Annotated in this window: 15 protein-coding genes and 1 pseudogene; 11 read left to right on the plus strand and 5 right to left on the minus strand. The window is 55.3% G+C overall.

The annotated features are described in order from the left end of the window. The 10 genes from B3Y70_RS06605 to B3Y70_RS06650 all read left to right on the plus strand — a co-directional run. The coding region (locus B3Y70_RS06605) for a peroxiredoxin (protein ID WP_288589441.1) at positions 1 to 535 on the plus strand (535 nt) is incomplete at its 5' end. Between the two features lie 108 nt (positions 536 to 643). Beyond that, entirely contained in the window at positions 644 to 2,641 is a 1,998-nt protein-coding gene (locus tag B3Y70_RS06610; RefSeq protein WP_058089887.1) for a heme lyase CcmF/NrfE family subunit, read from the plus strand. Next, complete coding sequence (locus B3Y70_RS06615) at positions 2,638 to 3,162, plus strand: DsbE family thiol:disulfide interchange protein (RefSeq protein WP_011784902.1); 525 nt, start codon at positions 2,638 to 2,640, stop codon at positions 3,160 to 3,162. The genes B3Y70_RS06610 and B3Y70_RS06615 overlap by 4 nt, the downstream gene beginning before the upstream one ends. Beyond that, a complete protein-coding gene (locus tag B3Y70_RS06620) occupies positions 3,153 to 3,641 on the plus strand; it encodes a cytochrome c-type biogenesis protein (protein ID WP_011784903.1) in 489 nt (162 codons plus the stop codon). Before B3Y70_RS06615 ends, B3Y70_RS06620 begins: the two co-directional genes overlap by 10 nt. Before the next feature lie 2 nt (positions 3,642 to 3,643). Next, complete coding sequence (gene ccmI, locus B3Y70_RS06625; protein ID WP_169054510.1) at positions 3,644 to 4,528, plus strand: c-type cytochrome biogenesis protein CcmI; 885 nt, start codon at positions 3,644 to 3,646, stop codon at positions 4,526 to 4,528. 39 nt (positions 4,529 to 4,567) lie between these two features. Continuing rightward, on the plus strand, positions 4,568 to 5,371 hold the full coding sequence (gene lgt, locus B3Y70_RS06630; RefSeq protein WP_053115065.1) for a prolipoprotein diacylglyceryl transferase: 804 nt from the start codon (positions 4,568 to 4,570) through the stop codon (positions 5,369 to 5,371). Between the two features lie 50 nt (positions 5,372 to 5,421). Continuing rightward, entirely contained in the window at positions 5,422 to 5,949 is a 528-nt protein-coding gene (locus B3Y70_RS06635) for a MerR family transcriptional regulator (RefSeq protein ID WP_011784906.1), read from the plus strand. Between the two features lie 64 nt (positions 5,950 to 6,013). Next, a complete protein-coding gene (locus B3Y70_RS06640; RefSeq protein WP_014420756.1) occupies positions 6,014 to 6,550 on the plus strand; it encodes a TetR/AcrR family transcriptional regulator in 537 nt (178 codons plus the stop codon). Positions 6,551 to 6,573: 23 nt separating this feature from the next. Then, a complete protein-coding gene (locus B3Y70_RS06645) occupies positions 6,574 to 7,728 on the plus strand; it encodes an efflux RND transporter periplasmic adaptor subunit (protein ID WP_008172291.1) in 1,155 nt (384 codons plus the stop codon). 1 nt (position 7,729) lies between these two features. Beyond that, entirely contained in the window at positions 7,730 to 10,780 is a 3,051-nt protein-coding gene (locus tag B3Y70_RS06650; RefSeq protein ID WP_011784908.1) for an efflux RND transporter permease subunit, read from the plus strand. A 15-nt stretch (positions 10,781 to 10,795) separates the two neighbouring features. Here B3Y70_RS06650 and B3Y70_RS06655 read toward each other — a convergent pair whose 3' ends face one another. From B3Y70_RS06655 to B3Y70_RS17590, 3 genes and pseudogenes are all read right to left on the minus strand, one after another. Then, a complete protein-coding gene (locus B3Y70_RS06655) occupies positions 10,796 to 11,410 on the minus strand; it encodes a substrate binding domain-containing protein (RefSeq protein WP_227716182.1) in 615 nt (204 codons plus the stop codon). After that, positions 11,367 to 12,431, minus strand: coding sequence for a TolC family protein (locus B3Y70_RS06660; protein WP_014420759.1), 1,065 nt, complete (start codon positions 12,429 to 12,431; stop codon positions 11,367 to 11,369). Before B3Y70_RS06660 ends, B3Y70_RS06655 begins: the two co-directional genes overlap by 44 nt. 275 nt (positions 12,432 to 12,706) lie before the next feature. After that, positions 12,707 to 12,817, minus strand: a pseudogene (locus B3Y70_RS17590) (IS5/IS1182 family transposase); the annotation flags it as partial. 641 nt (positions 12,818 to 13,458) lie between these two features. Here B3Y70_RS17590 and B3Y70_RS06670 point away from each other — a divergent pair. Then, positions 13,459 to 13,746, plus strand: a complete 288-nt coding sequence (locus B3Y70_RS06670; RefSeq protein ID WP_286896023.1) for a hypothetical protein — start codon at positions 13,459 to 13,461, stop codon at positions 13,744 to 13,746. Between the two features lie 340 nt (positions 13,747 to 14,086). Here the strand turns inward: B3Y70_RS06670 and B3Y70_RS06675 are convergent, their stop codons facing one another. Together B3Y70_RS06675 and B3Y70_RS06680 are read right to left on the minus strand one after the other, a co-directional pair. Continuing rightward, on the minus strand, positions 14,087 to 14,578 hold the full coding sequence (locus B3Y70_RS06675; protein WP_278350725.1) for a MipA/OmpV family protein: 492 nt from the start codon (positions 14,576 to 14,578) through the stop codon (positions 14,087 to 14,089). A gap of 12 nt (positions 14,579 to 14,590) precedes the next feature. Continuing rightward, entirely contained in the window at positions 14,591 to 15,118 is a 528-nt protein-coding gene (locus B3Y70_RS06680; RefSeq protein ID WP_278350604.1) for a hypothetical protein, read from the minus strand. Positions 15,119 to 15,276: the final 158 nt, after the last annotated feature.

Consider the following 15,276-nt stretch of genomic DNA (forward strand, 5'->3'; position numbering starts at 1 on the left):
TTCACACCCCGCCGACTACACCCCTGTCTGTACCACAGAGCTCGGCGCCTTCGCCAAGCGTAAGGACGAGTTCGCCAGTCGCGGTGTGAAGCTGATCGGGGTCTCCGTCGACCCGCTCGACTCCCATAAAGACTGGGCGAAGGATATCGAGAAAACCCAGGGCAAGGGGCTCAATTTTCCCCTGTTGGCAGACAAGGATCAGGTGGTTGCCGACCAGTACGGAATGATCCATCCAAAAGCCGATCCCAAGGTGACTGTTCGAACGGTATTCATTATCGATTCCGCGAAAAAAATCCGCCTGATGCTGACGTATCCGCCCAGCACCGGGCGCAATCTGGACGAGATCCTGCGCGTCATTGATTCGCTCCAACTGACCGACAACCACAAAGTGGCCACGCCGGTGGACTGGAAGAATGGCGAGGATGTGATCATCGTTCCGTCGCTCTCCAACGAAGAGGCCAAAGAGCGCTTCCCCGACGGATGGGATGAGCAGACACCGTATCTGCGCGTTACCCGCCAACCTGGTCGGAAGTAATAGAGAATTCGTCAGCTGGCCTTGTGGCTGGCTGACGAAGCAATACCTGAGAAACCTTCACCGATAGGTTCGGTCATCGCCGAACCCGCAACCGAACACGGCCCCGAAATGCTTACCCTGACAATCCCTGAAGTTGGTCTCTTCGCGTTATTGATTGCACTTTGCCTGTCGCTGCTTCAGGCGACCGTGCCCTTGCTGGGAGCCGCCACCCGGCGCCCGTTGTGGATGGCATTTGCAGAGCCCATGGCATGGGGGCAATTTGTTTTTCTACTGGTTTCTTATGCCAGCCTGACCGCCAGTTTTCTTCTGGATGATTTCAGCGTGGATTATGTGGCCCGTAATTCCAACTCGATGCTGCCCTGGTACTACAAGTTCACCGCCGTCTGGGGCTCTCATGAAGGCTCGGTGCTGTTATGGAGTCTGATTCTCAGTGGCTGGGGCTTTGCCGTCAGTCTGTTTTCCCGCCAGTTGCCACGGGATATGCTGGCACGGGTTCTGGGAGTTCTGGGTGTCGTCAGCGCAGGGTTCCTGCTTTTCATCGTCGTTACGTCCAGTCCCTTTGATCGCCTGTTGCCGGGCATGCCAGCCGACGGTGCCGATCTGAATCCGTTGTTGCAGGATGTTGGCCTGATCATCCATCCGCCGATGCTTTACATGGGCTATGTGGGTTTTTCAGTGGTCTTTGCTTTTGCCATCGCTGCGCTGATCGAAGGGCGTCTCGATGCGGCCTGGACGCGCTGGGTTCGGCCGTGGACCAACATTGCCTGGGCCTTTCTGACCCTCGGCATCGCTCTGGGTAGCTGGTGGGCCTACTATGAGCTGGGTTGGGGCGGCTGGTGGTTCTGGGATCCGGTGGAAAATGCATCGCTCCTGCCCTGGCTGAGCGGGACAGCGCTGATACATTCACTGGCGGTCACGGAAAAACGCGGCACGTTCAAGAGCTGGACGGCACTGCTGGCGATTTTCACGTTCTCACTCTCGTTACTGGGCACCTTCCTGGTGCGCTCAGGGGTACTGACCTCGGTTCATGCCTTTGCCAATGATCCATCTCGGGGGCTCTTCATTCTGGCGTTGCTGGGAATAACGGTCGGCGTCTCGCTTTTGATCTTTGCGCTACGGGCGCCGCGAATGAGCGCCAATGCGGGCTTTAGCTGGCTTTCCCGGGATGCTCTGTTGCTGATCAACAATATTTTGCTGGTCATCATGACGATCACGGTCCTGATGGGCACCCTGTACCCCTTGATCCTGGATGCACTCGGGCTGGGCAAGGTCAGTATCGGCGCGCCTTACTTTAATAGCCTGTTCGTGCCACTGACCGTCATGCTGTGTGCCTTTATGGGGCTGGGGCCGGTCTCACGCTGGAAGCAGATGCCCGGTCGGGAGCTGTTCCGGCGACTACTGGGGGCGGGCTTGGCCGCACTGGCGATTGCGATATCGATACCGTTTCTTTACAACGGCCAGTGGAATGTCGCCGTGGCGCTGGGGATGGTGGCGGCCCTGTGGGTAGTACTGGCGTTGGTGCGCGACCTGTTTGATAAAGTCCGCAATGCGTCCTCTGCGCTGTCCGGATTGCGTAAGTTGACCCCTTCATACTGGGGCATGGTGGTCGGCCACGTGGGCCTGGCCGTCACCATCGTGGGCGTGGTGATGGTGTCGAACTACGCCATGGAGCGTAATGTGCGGCTTGATATCGGTGAGCAGGTGAATCTGGGCGGGTACGATTTTACGCTGACCGAACTGGGCGAGCGTCGGGGGCCCAACTTCCTCGCCGATACGGCGACCATCGAGGTTGCCCGTGAAGGCCGGATTGTCACCACCCTGTACCCGGAGAAGCGCCTGTACATTGCCCGAGGGCAGCCGATGACCGATGTCGCACTCGACCCCGGCCTGTTGCGGGACCTTTACGTGGCCATGGGGGAGGAACTGGACGACGGCAGCTGGGCAATGCGCCTACAGGTCAAGCCATTTGTACGCTGGCTTTGGCTGGGTGCGCTGCTGATGGCCTCCGGGGGCGTGCTGGCCGTGGCAGACCGTCGCTACCGTCGCCGCCGTGCAGCCGCAGCTGACCGCGAATCGATGAGGCCGGCACGCGAGGTTCGCGCATGATGCGTCGCCTGTTGCTGCTGCTTCCGTTTGTGGTGTTCCTTGGCCTGGCCTTCTTTTTGTACCGGGGGCTTTCGCTGGATCCCAGTGCTCGCGAGTCAGCCCTGATAGGCCAGGCGTTTCCCGCGTTCACGCTCCCGACGCTGGAGGACCCTGATACCGAGGTGGATGAATCCCTGCTTCGCGGGCAGATATCTCTGGTCAATGTCTGGGCATCCTGGTGCCCGACCTGCAAGGAGGAAATGCCCCAGCTACTGGCGCTCTCCGAGCGCGGCATTCAGATGGTGGGCATCAACTATAAAGACGCCCGTGACCTGGGGCGACAGTTTCTCGAAGAGTTCGGAAAACCTTTCGAGGTCAACATCTTCGATCCTGCCGGTGACCTGGGTTTTGAAATTGGCGTGTATGGCGTGCCCGAAACCTTCCTGGTCGACGCAGACGGTATCGTTCGATACAAGCACGTTGGGTACATAACGCCCGCCCAGGTGGATGAAGTCATGATGGAGGTAGAGAAATGGCGCTAACCCTGAAGATCCGTTGCTGTGTGGTCATCGTGCTTTTGATGGCCTCGTTCCAGTCGATGGCGGATACGGCAATTGATGCGCGTCATTTCGAGGATCCGGTGATGGCGGAGCGTTATCGCGACCTTACGGCGTCATTGCGGTGCCCTAAATGTGATGCTCAAGCCATCGACAGCTCCGATTCGCCGGTGGCGGCGGACATGCGGGAGCGGGTAGCGCTGATGCTTCATGAGGGGCGTGCGGATAAGGAAATTCTTGATTTCATGGCTAATCGTTTTGGCGAGTTCGTTCTTTACAATCCGCGCCTTGACGGGCGCACGTGGCTGCTTTGGGCATTGCCGGCAGCGCTGGTAGCAGGAGGCGCCCTGGTTGTGATTGCCTTTGTCCGGGCACGCAGGCACCGGCGAGTGCGGCCGCTCTCCGAGGAGGAGCGTACCCGCCTGTCCTCTTTGATTCATCGTCATCGTGAGAGGTCGGAATGACTATGCTCTGGTTAAGTATCGGCACACTGTTGCTTATAGCGCTGTGGTTCCTGAGTCTACCGTTGCGAAGAGCAAGGGCGATCCATGACTGGCAGCAGCGGTTTGAGGCCGATGATCACGCTGAGGCGCAAAACCTGGCCGTCTATGAACGCCGGCTTTCAGCCCTGAAAAGCGCCCGCGATCGCGGCGAGATTGACGTCGCCCGTTTTGAAGAAGGCCGCCACGAGCTGGACCGCAATCTGCTGGAGGACACCGAGGCCCATCGCCGAATGCCTCTCAGGCGCCCCCTGTCAGGACGTTTGATGATTCCACTGGTGATAACGGCAGTCATGGCTGCCAGCATGATCGGCTATCGATGGCTGGGTGCCGATGGCGATCTGGCGCTGCATGCCGCCCAGCAGGACGTGCTCAACACGCCCGGTGCCTCAATGAAAACCCTGGTTGGTCGGCTCGAAGAGGAAGCCGGGACTCAGCCGGATAATCCCAAGGTCTGGTCCTTGCTGTTTCCGCTTTACCAGAAGATCGGTCAACCGGGTCAGGCGATTGACGCCCTGGAACGACTGATCGAACTGGAAGGCCGCAGAGTAGATCTTCTGGCCCAACTGGCTCAGATAAAATTCTTTGTGGCCGGGCGCAGCCTGACCGATGAAGTGCATGCGCTGATCGACGAAATACTCGACAAGGATCCACGTGAGCCAACGGCGCTGGGCATACTGGGGGTCGAGGCCTTTGACGACGGCCGCTATGAACAGGCGATCAATTACTGGCGCCGGGCATTGGCTGGCTTCGGCGATAACGAGTCCGCACAGGCCATGCGCAGCGGTATCGCTGTTGCCAGGCAACGATTGGAGGAGACAGCCAATGGAGCGGAACGTGTTACTGATTGAAACCCTAACGCACGTTCACACACGAAATCAGGGAAGCTTATGCTTCAGTATCCTCAAATAGACCCGGTAGCCATTGCACTGGGCCCACTGAAAATCCATTGGTACGGCCTGATGTACCTTGTCGGTTTTCTCGCGGCCTGGTGGCTGGGGCGTCGTCGGGCTCATCGACTCGGGTTGAACGCAGACGCTGTTGAAACATTGATTTTCTACTGCGCGATGGGCGTCATTCTCGGTGGCCGCGTCGGTTATGCGCTCTTCTACGGTTTTGACAAGCTGGCAGACAATCCGCTTTGGCTGTTCAAGGTCTGGGAAGGGGGCATGAGTTTTCACGGCGGCTTGACCGGCGTCCTGATTGCAGCCTTGGTCTTCGCCCGCAAGCAGAACCTGCGGTTTTTCCAACTCACGGATTTTATAGCGCCACTGGTGCCAATTGGCCTGGGGGCGGGTCGCCTTGGCAACTTTATCAACCACGAGCTCCCGGGGCGGGTCAGCGACGTGCCCTGGGCCATGGTGTTCCCGAATATGGGGTCGGCGCCACGTCACCCGTCGTCATTGTACGAGTTTGCCCTGGAAGGTGTTGTGCTGTTTGTGGTGCTGTGGTGGTTCTCACGCCACCCTCGTCGGATGGGCGCAACGTCCGGCCTGTTCCTGTTGCTCTACGGAATTTTCCGTTTTGCGGTCGAGTTTGTTCGCCTCCCCGACCCGCAACTGGGGTTCATTGCCCTTGACTGGGTGACCATGGGGCAGTTGTTGACCTTGCCGATGATCCTTGGAGGCCTTGGGTTAGTCGCTTGGTCGAAAAGCCAACCGATCAATAACGTAAAGGTGGCGACGGGCGGATAAAGGTCGACTTCATTTATGCAATAACAAATTGAGAGAGTTTCAGAGTGGTCATGCTGGCGTTTTCTCCTCTGATATATCGGGATCTGTTTCATGCGAGCGATGTGGGCACGATGAAAGTCAATGAAATTGCAAACTTGGCGGATGTCTCTCCGGACACCGTTCGTTTCTATAACCGTGAAGGGTTACTTCGGCCACGAAAAGATCCCCGAAATGGCTACAACTTGTATAATTCGGAAGACCTGTGGCGCTTACGGTTTGTTCGCGTGGCAAACAAGCTGGGATTCAACCTGCGTGAAGTCAAAGTCATTCTAAGTCATGGGACGGAGGGTGGCTTGGCTGGCAGCGACCTGAAGGAGCTATTCACAGACCGCCTTTGCAGACTGGATCAGGAGTTAAAGGAGCTCAAGAGACTTCGTGACGACATGAAAACTACAGTCCAGGTTTGGAGACAGATGCCTGATGGAGCCCCCAATGGCCATTCTGTCCAGGAATTCAGTAGGGCACCTACTTCGGTATACGCCTATATTTTCGGTTTGAAAATAAGTGAACGTGCATTTATTTTAGGCCGACCAATTTGAAGCGTTGAGCAGACAAATGCGGCAAAGAGACGACTCGAAACGAATAGCCTTCCTGGAAGCTACCGTGAGGGAAGTAGCAGATCACGGTTTTTCAGCAACCTCGGTTGGCAAGATAGCCAAGGCTGCGGGTTTGTCACCAGCCACGCTGTACATCTATTACGAAGATAAAGAACAGCTTTTATTGGCGACATTTTATTACGTCAGCGATCAGGTCATTGATGCGGCGCTGGACAGTTTTTCTCGCGGGAAAGATCTGCGTGAAGGACTGCGACGCCAGTGGCACACACTGTTCCGGATCGGCCTTGAGCGTCCGGAACTATTCCGCTACCACGAGACGTTCACGCATTCTGCTTGGATGACTCCCGAGATCCAGGCACGAAACGAAAGCCGAGCCGCAAATCTTTTGAATGCAGTTGATCAGGGAAAGCAATCCGGGCTGATCAAACCGGTACCTTTTCCACTTCTCGAAACGTTTATGTTCCGCCCGATTTACCACCTCGTTCAACGATGCCTGCAAGGGTCGTTCGAAGGTACCGATGAGCATATCGAATTAGCGTTTAATATGGCTTGGGATGCGGTTGCCGATCGTCGGAATACCTAATTTTTTCTGGAGAGTGACGCGTTATGAAATTCAAGATGGTCAGTACCGCCATGCCCTTGAGAGGCCTACAAGCGCTTGCAATGCTTTCGAGCCTCCTGGTGATGGGATGTTCGGCGGAGGCGCCCCCTCTGACACAGCAAACTGTCTACCCGGTAAAGCTCATGACGCTGGAGCAGGCGCAGTCAGGCACGCTCAATCAGTATCCGGGCAGAGTCTCGGCGTCTGACCATTCAGAACTCTCTTTCAGAGTGGGAGGAGAGCTGACGGAGCTGGCCGTTAAAGCAGGCGACACTGTGGAAAAAGGGGAGGTCGTTGCCCGCCTGGACGATCGGGACGCAAGAACCCGCCTGGAAAACGCCCGGTCAAATTTCAATCTGGCACAGGCCACCTTCGAGCGAATGCGAATATCGTTGGAGCGCCAGGCCATCAGTCAGGCCCGTTTCGATGAGGCCGAGGCCGAGTACCTCTCTGCCAGAGCGCAACTGGCCAGCGCGGAGGACCAACTTTCCTATACCGTTCTCAAAGCGCCATTTGATGGCGTCATTTCACGGGTGCCGGTGGATGTCTTTCAGGTTGTATCAGCGCAGCAGGCCATTGCCGAACTGCAACGGCCCGGCTCTATCGACGTCTCGTTCCAGATGCCTGAACAACAGGTCCGCCGCCTTCAACCACAGAGATCCAGGAACGTTCGCGCCAATGGCAACACTATCGCGTGGGTACAGTTTCCCGAGCTTCCCGATAAACGCTACGCCGCGAGCTACAAAGAGCATGACAGCAATGCCTCTCAGGGGTCGCTCAGTTATGAGGTTACCGTAACGCTCCCTGAACCCGAGGACATCACAGTGCTTTCGGGGATGAGCGCGACCGTTCTGCTTGATTACGGCACATTGGCTGGAGAGAGCGCCCCGTCGTGGCTGATACCAACCGCGGCGCTTGTAACACCTGACGCAGAACCCGGCACTAGCGTGGTTTGGCGATACGTGGCTGCTGCCGATGGTGAGAATGGCGATAACACGGGCAGCGTCGAGCCGGTGGATGTCGAGCCGGGTAAGAAAATGAACGATGGCGTGCTTGTTCGGGGAGAGCTCAGCCCGGGCGACAGAATCGTGGTTGCCGGCGCTCACCGGATGAACAGGGATCGTTCGGTCCGTCCCTGGGAAAAAGAGGGCGGGCTCTGAGATGGTCGATTATTTTCTTGATCGGAAGTCCATCAGCTGGATGGTCACGCTGTTGCTTGGGGTTGGGGGCATGTTCGCGTTTCTGGGTCTTGGCCAGCTTGAATTCCCGGAGTTCACGTTACGTTCCGCCTTGGTGACCACCCAATATCCCGGAGCAACGCCTCTTGAAGTCGAGGAGGAGGTTACGCTGCCTCTGGAAAAAGCGATCCAGCAGATGCCGGGCATCGATGACATTACTTCGGTGAACTCGGACGGCTTGTCGCAGATTACTGTCCAACTCAAGAAGACGGTCAGAGAAGGGGAGTTAGACCAGTATTGGGATATCCTTCGGCGAAAGATTAATGATGCCCAGCCTGGTCTGCCACCAGGCGTGAACACGTCCATCGTGAACGATGACTTTGGCGATGTCTTCGGCCTGCTGCTCACGTTGCGTGGTGACGGCTACTCGCTGAAAGATCTTGGTGACCATGCGGATCTCATTCAGCGAGAACTGCGATTGTTGGAGGGCGTCGCAAAAGTCAGTATCGGTGGTCGTGTCGACGAGCAGATGATCGTGTCACTGGACCGTGACCGTATGCGTGCTCTTGGCATCTCGCCAGAATACCTGGCAAGCCTTCTGAATGCGCAGAATACGGTGGGCAACGCTGGCCACCTGCGCAGTGAAGGGCTGTCGTTATCCGTTCAGCCAACCGGTCAGCTTGATTCCGTTCAGGCACTTGAGCAACTGGCAGTTGGAAGCGCTGATTCGGGTATTATCCGGCTCAGCGATCTGGCCGAAGTTCGCAGGGTGACCAATGACTCACCCGCCTTGCTTTACCACTCTGACGGATTGCCTGCTTTGACCATCGGCGTGTCATTTGCAGAGGGCACCAACGTTGTTGATGTAGGTGAGAGTCTCAATGAGGCTTTGAAACGCCTGGAAAAACAGCAACCCATCGGCATGACACTGAACACAGTGTATAACCAGCCTGAAGTAGTCGAGGAGGCAGTATCTGCTTTTCTCATGAACCTTGCTCAGGCGGTGGGCATTGTCATTATTGTGCTTTTGCTGTTCATGGGGCTGCGAAGTGGCCTGCTCATGGGGCTGATCCTGCTGATTACCATCATGGGTACATTCGTGCTTATGGCAATACACGGTATTCAGCTCCAGAAGATTTCATTGGGTGCGCTGATCATTGCGCTGGGGATGCTGGTCGATAATGCCATCGTCGTCACCGAGGGCATGATGATTGGCCTTTCCAAGGGCAAGTCCAAAAGGCAGGCAGCCAAAGAAGTGGTCTCGCAGAACCGGTACCCGCTGCTCGGCGCTACCGTGATTGCCATTACGGCCTTTGCTCCTATCGGCCTTTCACCAGACACCACCGGAGAATTCATTGGCTCCCTGTTCTGGGTTCTGTGCTACTCGCTTTTCCTGAGCTGGCTGACGGCACTCACTCTGACCCCGTTTTTCTTTGATATGTTCTATCCCGACAAGCTCGAGAGTGTCGGGCAGTCATCCGATAACGACCCCTATAAGGGAATTGTTTTCGTCGTCTTCCGCCGCCTGCTGACCTACGCGATTCATTATCGCTTCGTGACATTAACACTTGCGATCGCGCTTCTGGCTGGGGTTCTATCGTTCTCGGGACAGGTTAAGAATGCTTTCTTCCCGAATGCCACAACGCCACTCTTCTTTGTTGACCTTTGGTTGCCCGAGGGCGCCGACATCTTGCAAACCGAAGAGACCGTAAAGCGGCTGGAATCGCGCGTGAATGACATGGACCAGGTCGTTCAGGTGACCAGTGTCACCGGTGGCGGAGCCCAGCGTTTTACGTTGACGTATTCACCGGAGCAGCGATACGCCAGTTTTGGCCAATTGATCGTAGAGACCCGGGATAAGGCGTCGAGAGAGGCCCGTATGGAGGAAGTCATTGAGCAACTGCGTACAGACTTCCCGAACGTGCATTACAAAGTGCAGGCTTTGCAGGTGGGGCCCTCAGCCAAAGCCAGTCTTGAAGCTCGTATCTTTGGAGAAGATCCCGAAGAACTCCGGAAAATCGGTGTGCGCGTGCAGGCAATTTTTGAAAATGAACCTCTGGCCGACAGCGTGCGCTTGTCCTGGGGTAATCGGGAAGCCGTGATCGTACCGGAGTTCCTCGAAGAACAGGCCCGGCGCCTTGGCGTATCTCGCGAATCACTGCACCAGGCGTTGTTGCTGAATAATCAGGGGCAGCAGGTTGGAGTGTACCGTGAGGGGAGCGACCTCATTCCGATCATTATGCGGTCAAGAGAGGAGCAGCGTTTTGACATCGAAAACCTTACCTCGATCAATGTCTGGAGTGAAGAGCAGGGCCGCTATGTCAGCGCGGGCAACGTCATCAATGCCATCAATACGGAACTGCGGGATCCGTTGATAAAACGCAGAAACAGGGAGCGGATGTTGGCGGTTTATGCCGAACCCATGCCTTTGTCGGGGGAGACGGCGGCGAGTGTGCTGGAGAGGATCCGCCCGCAGGTCGACGCGCTGGAGCTTCCCCACGGCTATTCGATTGAGTGGGGTGGAGAGTACGAGACCTCATCCGAAGCTCAGACTTCGCTTTTCTCCTCGCTGCCTCTTGGACTGCTGGGGATGTTCATTATTTCGATGCTGTTGTTCGGTAGCTTCCGACAGGCTCTGTCTATCTGGATGATTGTTCCTCTCATGATGATTGGAATCATTGGTGGACTGGTATTGCTCGGCGCGCCTTTTACATTCATGGCGCTGCTCGGGACTCTGAGTCTGATCGGTATGGTACTGAAGAATGCCATTGTGCTGGTTGAGGAGATCAATATTCAGTTAGAACAGCAGGATGATGCATTCACTGCGGTGGTTGAGGCCGCGGTAAGCCGGGTACGACCTGTGCTTATGGCGGCCGTAACCACCATGTTGGGAATGATTCCTCTGTTCAGCGATGCCTTCTTCGCGAGCATGGCGGTGGTTATCGTGTGCGGTTTGGGTGTTGCAACGGTATTGACGTTAGTGGTGCTGCCAGTGGTGTACTGCACGTTAATGAGAATTTCTTATCATCAATAACGCACCCGCTGTTTTTCAGGCGTCTTTTTTTCCTCCGGACAAGCGATCCGGAGGAAAAAAGCCTCCGGCAATCATTGCATTCATCAGTTCGCCTACTTTTGCACGCAGGTCATCCCTCAACAACCTCATTGCCGGCGTTATTGACTGTCGGGTAGGACAAATCAGCCACAGCTCGGATACCGGCGGCGCATAGTCCGGCATGATTGTGGTGACACGGCCTGCAAGCAGATCATCCGACATATCAAGACACGATTTTATCGCAAGACCGCGACCAGCGACGCACCACCGGCGAACCAGATCGCCATCGTTTGAGGCGCGATCGCCCGTCATTTTGACTCGATATTCCTCGTCTCCCCGTTTGAACGTCCAGAGGTCAAATGGGATGTCCTGCAACTGATAGAACAGTCCGTTGTGGTTCTCAAGGTCATCAGGATGAATGGGGCGACCATGACGCGAAAGGTAATCAGGAGATGCGCAAAGCAGGCGCGGCACATCGCAAATTTTGAAGCCATACAGGTTGGTGTCACTGGGCGCGCCGTAGCGAAGCGCCATGTCGACCGAATCCCGGTAAAAGTCCACGTTGGTGTCAGTAATCTGAACTCTGAGATTCAAACCTGGATGCGTTGCCATCAATTCGTCGATCCAGGGCACAACGCGGTAGCTGACCGAGCAATGACCACACCGGGTTGCGCAATAGGGCGTCACTGGGCGATGTGCCTGTTTCGCTAAGCGCTGTTTCCAGGTTGATGGATGGCAGCATGTCCTTGTAGGCAACGGACGTTCGAAAATCATTTGCCCTGATAGCCATATAGGCCGCTTTAAGGTCCGGGCGACGCTGCAATGTTTGCTCTGCAAGGTCGGACAGGGGTAAAAGAACCTGCGGATAGTCGGCGGAAATGACCGTGCTAGCCTGGCTTCGCCCGAGCAACAGGTTCAACGCCCTTTGCTGTTGCTGCAGGGATTCCTGAACTGCAATCAATGTCGCCCTGGCACTGGCCGCAGAGCTTTGGGCGCTGTCCAGATCTTCAAGGTCACCCAGTCCCGAGCGGTAACGCTGAAGAATCCACTGTTCGTTTTTTTCCAATAGCTCCGCGCGTTGCTTTTCGATGGCAACGGAGCGATTCAGATTCACCAGTTTCAACCAGCCCTGCATGACCTCGGCTGCGAGCGTATCCCGCGCAGCTTGGTAGAGAGCCAGCTGTTCAGCAACGTCACTGGCGGCAGCCGACGCCTCATCAGAAATCTTCGACCACAAATCCAGCTCCCAGCTGATGCTGACGGTGCCGGTGTAGGCAGTATCTAGACCGTCAGTGTTATTCGCGACGAATCCAGCCTCGACGTCGGGGAGTTGATCCGCCTGAGTCGCTCGGTATTGAGCACGGAGAATTTGGAGTGAAAGCCGTGTTTGCTGGAAATCAGGATTGGCCGCGCGCGCTTCGACAATAAGCGCGTCCAGGTCATGGCTGTTGACCAGCTCATTCAGGTAGGCTGTTTCGAGACCAACCTCCATCTCAAACTTGGAGACGACGTTCTGACGCTCGGAATCGGCCTGAGCGAGATAGTCCGTTCTCGTGGACAACGAACTGCAGCCTGCAATAACCAGGCAGCATAAAGCAGTCAGCACTACTTTCGAGCAGGGCAAGCGATACATAGGTAAAGTCCATTCGGGCGCGGTCAAATCTGCGGTAAACGACGGGATACAGACTATCTAGGAGGTGGTTAATGGAGGGTTAAGACCTTCATGGACCTGCCTATTATCTACGGCGACGACCAATGGATGCTCCATGAAGAACAGGGCCATGCGCGTGTCACGAAGACCAAAGAAGCATTCGAAGCAGCCGCCGCCCCGACGTGGCGGAAGAGTACAAGAACTACTGCGGTGAAGGACGCATAAAATGGCTTAAAAACGGCGAACCTGTCACTCCGCATGTTGCTGAGCGCCGCGAACAGGTAGAACAGGTTGGTGTTCTTCGACAGGCTGCGATCGCGGACTTTGGCATAACTTAACTGCCGCTTGATGGTGCGAAAGGGATGCTCCGAGTTCAAAAAGTCCGTCAACTGGACCAGAGTGTTCCAGTGCAATTCCACGAATCGGCCCGTTAGGCTGGCGCTATCTTCCAAGCTGAATGTTCGCTTTGCGACCAAACCCAACTTCGCATTCAGGCATCAATGCATCCCCAATAGCCATGAAATCTACGTTTGGTTGGCCAGATTGGGAATATGACTCGTGATCTGGAGGGGCAGGGCGGCTGTCGGTGTCCGGCGCTATCAACAAGACACATAACAAATGGGCTGAAAAATATTACCTGTCAGGTACGCAAACCAGAGTGCGTTTGAGGTGGTTGAACAATAATAACAACTGCTCTTTAAAGTTGATTCGGTTGCCGTACTAACCAAGATATTTGTACCCGGCATCTTGCAACGCTTCCTTCAGTGGCTCCTCGGGAGGTTCTTAGTAAATGAGCGTGGTTGACGGTGAGACATGCCCAGCGATTTTTCGCGCGACTTTAACTGACTTCTTTTTTCATGAATGATATGCGTTATTAACGTCCTCCGGCCGCTGTGGGAGCAGGCTCGCTCAATACCTGCCCAATGCCTCTGCATGTGGGCAAAGTGTTCCTGGAGAGTACTGGGGGAATAGAGGCTTTCTTCATTGGAAGATCACGCGATTTACCACGATGCTTTTTGACCTCAGGATAAAAATCCTTCGGTTTGATCTCGGCGCCGGCCTTGGCCATGATTTCAATTCGCTGAACAAGATGGTGGAAATCGTGAACACCAAAACTGATTCGACGCGGCTGATACGTGGATTTGGACCGCTTCAACGCATCGGCACACTTAGTGTAAGCCGAAGGCAACGCAAGGATTTCCGTAAGTTTGAAAGAGCGCTGACCAGAATCCGTACTCACAGGGCCAAGCTCGGCGACGTCTTTTATCTGGATAAGCGCGATATCCTGGACTCGTAGTCCGAGCTTGAAGCTGATACGAGTCGGCGCCGTGTTCTTTTTCGGGTATCGATGCTTCTGGATAATGCCTAACAGGTGGGCGAACTGTTCGGGAGTAAGCGCGGGTGGCTGGCCGGTTTGCTCATCGGCTAAGCTCCTGGTAAGCCGCTAGGATGCAAGGAGAGAATGCAAAGATAGAATCCGTAATACTGTTATTTGAACGGATACCAGACTGCGCATAATGTATATTATGTTAAATAGGATGTTCGGATGCATAGCTCACGCACGTTATGGAAGCTGTCACTGCCACCTCTTTGGTACAGGCGTTGAGCGCATCCCTGCGTACGCCACCAAGCCAAACCTAAAAAACGTAAATGAAGCCAGCGCCTATTTCCGCCTCATAATCATTTCGAGTGATTGGGCTGTCGGATACATCACTCCCGAACGCTTCGTACAGAGCTTCTCCGAAGATCTGCCAGTTCTGGCCCAGGTAATTGCGGTAGCTGACATTAACCCCTGTTGATCTATACCCACTATCAACATCAGTTTCCGGCAGCCCCGAATCGATGGATTGTTGTGTGGTTACGCCAAAGTACCGGTTTGCGAGCTTGCTATCGTGGAAAGTCACGGCAGCACCCACTTCCCAGCCAGTACCATCAGCCTGGCACACCAAGCACGTTCCTGCGCCGAAAATTCCGAGCGTACCAATCTCTCCTGCTGATACGCGCCCATCCAAAAAGTAACGCCAGTCGTTTGTAAGCGCGTAACGTGCTTCCAGCAGTACTGCTACGCCGGAATCCGACTCACCTAAACCATCCAGCCTTCCATCTTCAGAGTCACTCTCTTCTTTGATTGGTTTTCGGCGTTACTGGTTTCCCTGGCGCTGATTCTGAAGCATTTGTTCCATCATCAACTGCATCTGGTCCATCCGTTGTTCCATGCGCTGCAGCCGCTGATCTTCGGTCATGGCCGGGTTGCCTTGCCGCATTCCCTGACCGCTGTTGCCAGGCCCCTGATTCTTCATCTGGCCCTGACCAGGATTTCGGTTGCCCATGCCGGGGCCCTGGCCGTTCATTCCCATGCCTTGCCCCATCATTCCCGCGCCCTGGCCCATCATGCCTGGACCCATTCCGGACTCTCGCATAATCTGCAGGTGTTCCTGCATGTGCTCCATATGTTCCTGCCGCAGGCGTTGACGTTCTTCTCTGGTCGTCGCATTCTGCATCTGCTGCATGGTCTGGTTCATTCGATCCATGTTCTGCTGCATTTGCTGAATCCGTTCCTGGTTCATCATTCCTGCCTGACTGCCCTGCCCGGATCCACCCTGGGCAAAGGTAGCGAGTGGCAGCGAAATCAGGGTGGCACAGACCAGCGTTCTCAAACTGTGTTTCATGACTTTCTCTCCCCGTTGTGACTGTTCCATCAATAACAGAAAGAGCGAATGCCCTTTTGATGTGCGTCAGATTCAAGTATAGGCAGTGTTCCGTAGTTTACTAATCTTGGAGGCTCCCGCTAATGGGTTTAGAATCGCTGCCTAATCTTCCCCGGGGT

The organism is Marinobacter sp. UBA5687, from assembly GCF_002420325.1.
Lineage (GTDB): Bacteria > Pseudomonadota > Gammaproteobacteria > Pseudomonadales > Oleiphilaceae > Marinobacter > Marinobacter nauticus.

Coding starts and splice junctions, on each gene's coding strand:
- B3Y70_RS06610 (WP_058089887.1), top strand. CDS start 644: ATGCTTACCCTGACAATCCCTGAAGTTGGTCTCTTCGCGTTATTGATT.
- B3Y70_RS06615 (WP_011784902.1), top strand. CDS start 2,638: ATGATGCGTCGCCTGTTGCTGCTGCTTCCGTTTGTGGTGTTCCTTGGC.
- B3Y70_RS06620 (WP_011784903.1), top strand. CDS start 3,153: ATGGCGCTAACCCTGAAGATCCGTTGCTGTGTGGTCATCGTGCTTTTG.
- ccmI (WP_169054510.1), top strand. CDS start 3,644: ATGCTCTGGTTAAGTATCGGCACACTGTTGCTTATAGCGCTGTGGTTC.
- lgt (WP_053115065.1), top strand. CDS start 4,568: ATGCTTCAGTATCCTCAAATAGACCCGGTAGCCATTGCACTGGGCCCA.
- B3Y70_RS06635 (WP_011784906.1), top strand. CDS start 5,422: ATGCTGGCGTTTTCTCCTCTGATATATCGGGATCTGTTTCATGCGAGC.
- B3Y70_RS06645 (WP_008172291.1), top strand. CDS start 6,574: ATGAAATTCAAGATGGTCAGTACCGCCATGCCCTTGAGAGGCCTACAA.
- B3Y70_RS06650 (WP_011784908.1), top strand. CDS start 7,730: ATGGTCGATTATTTTCTTGATCGGAAGTCCATCAGCTGGATGGTCACG.
- B3Y70_RS06655 (WP_227716182.1), bottom strand. CDS start 11,410: ATGGCAACGCATCCAGGTTTGAATCTCAGAGTTCAGATTACTGACACC.
- B3Y70_RS06660 (WP_014420759.1), bottom strand. CDS start 12,431: ATGTATCGCTTGCCCTGCTCGAAAGTAGTGCTGACTGCTTTATGCTGC.
- B3Y70_RS06670 (WP_286896023.1), top strand. CDS start 13,459: ATGCTTTTTGACCTCAGGATAAAAATCCTTCGGTTTGATCTCGGCGCC.
- B3Y70_RS06680 (WP_278350604.1), bottom strand. CDS start 15,118: ATGAAACACAGTTTGAGAACGCTGGTCTGTGCCACCCTGATTTCGCTG.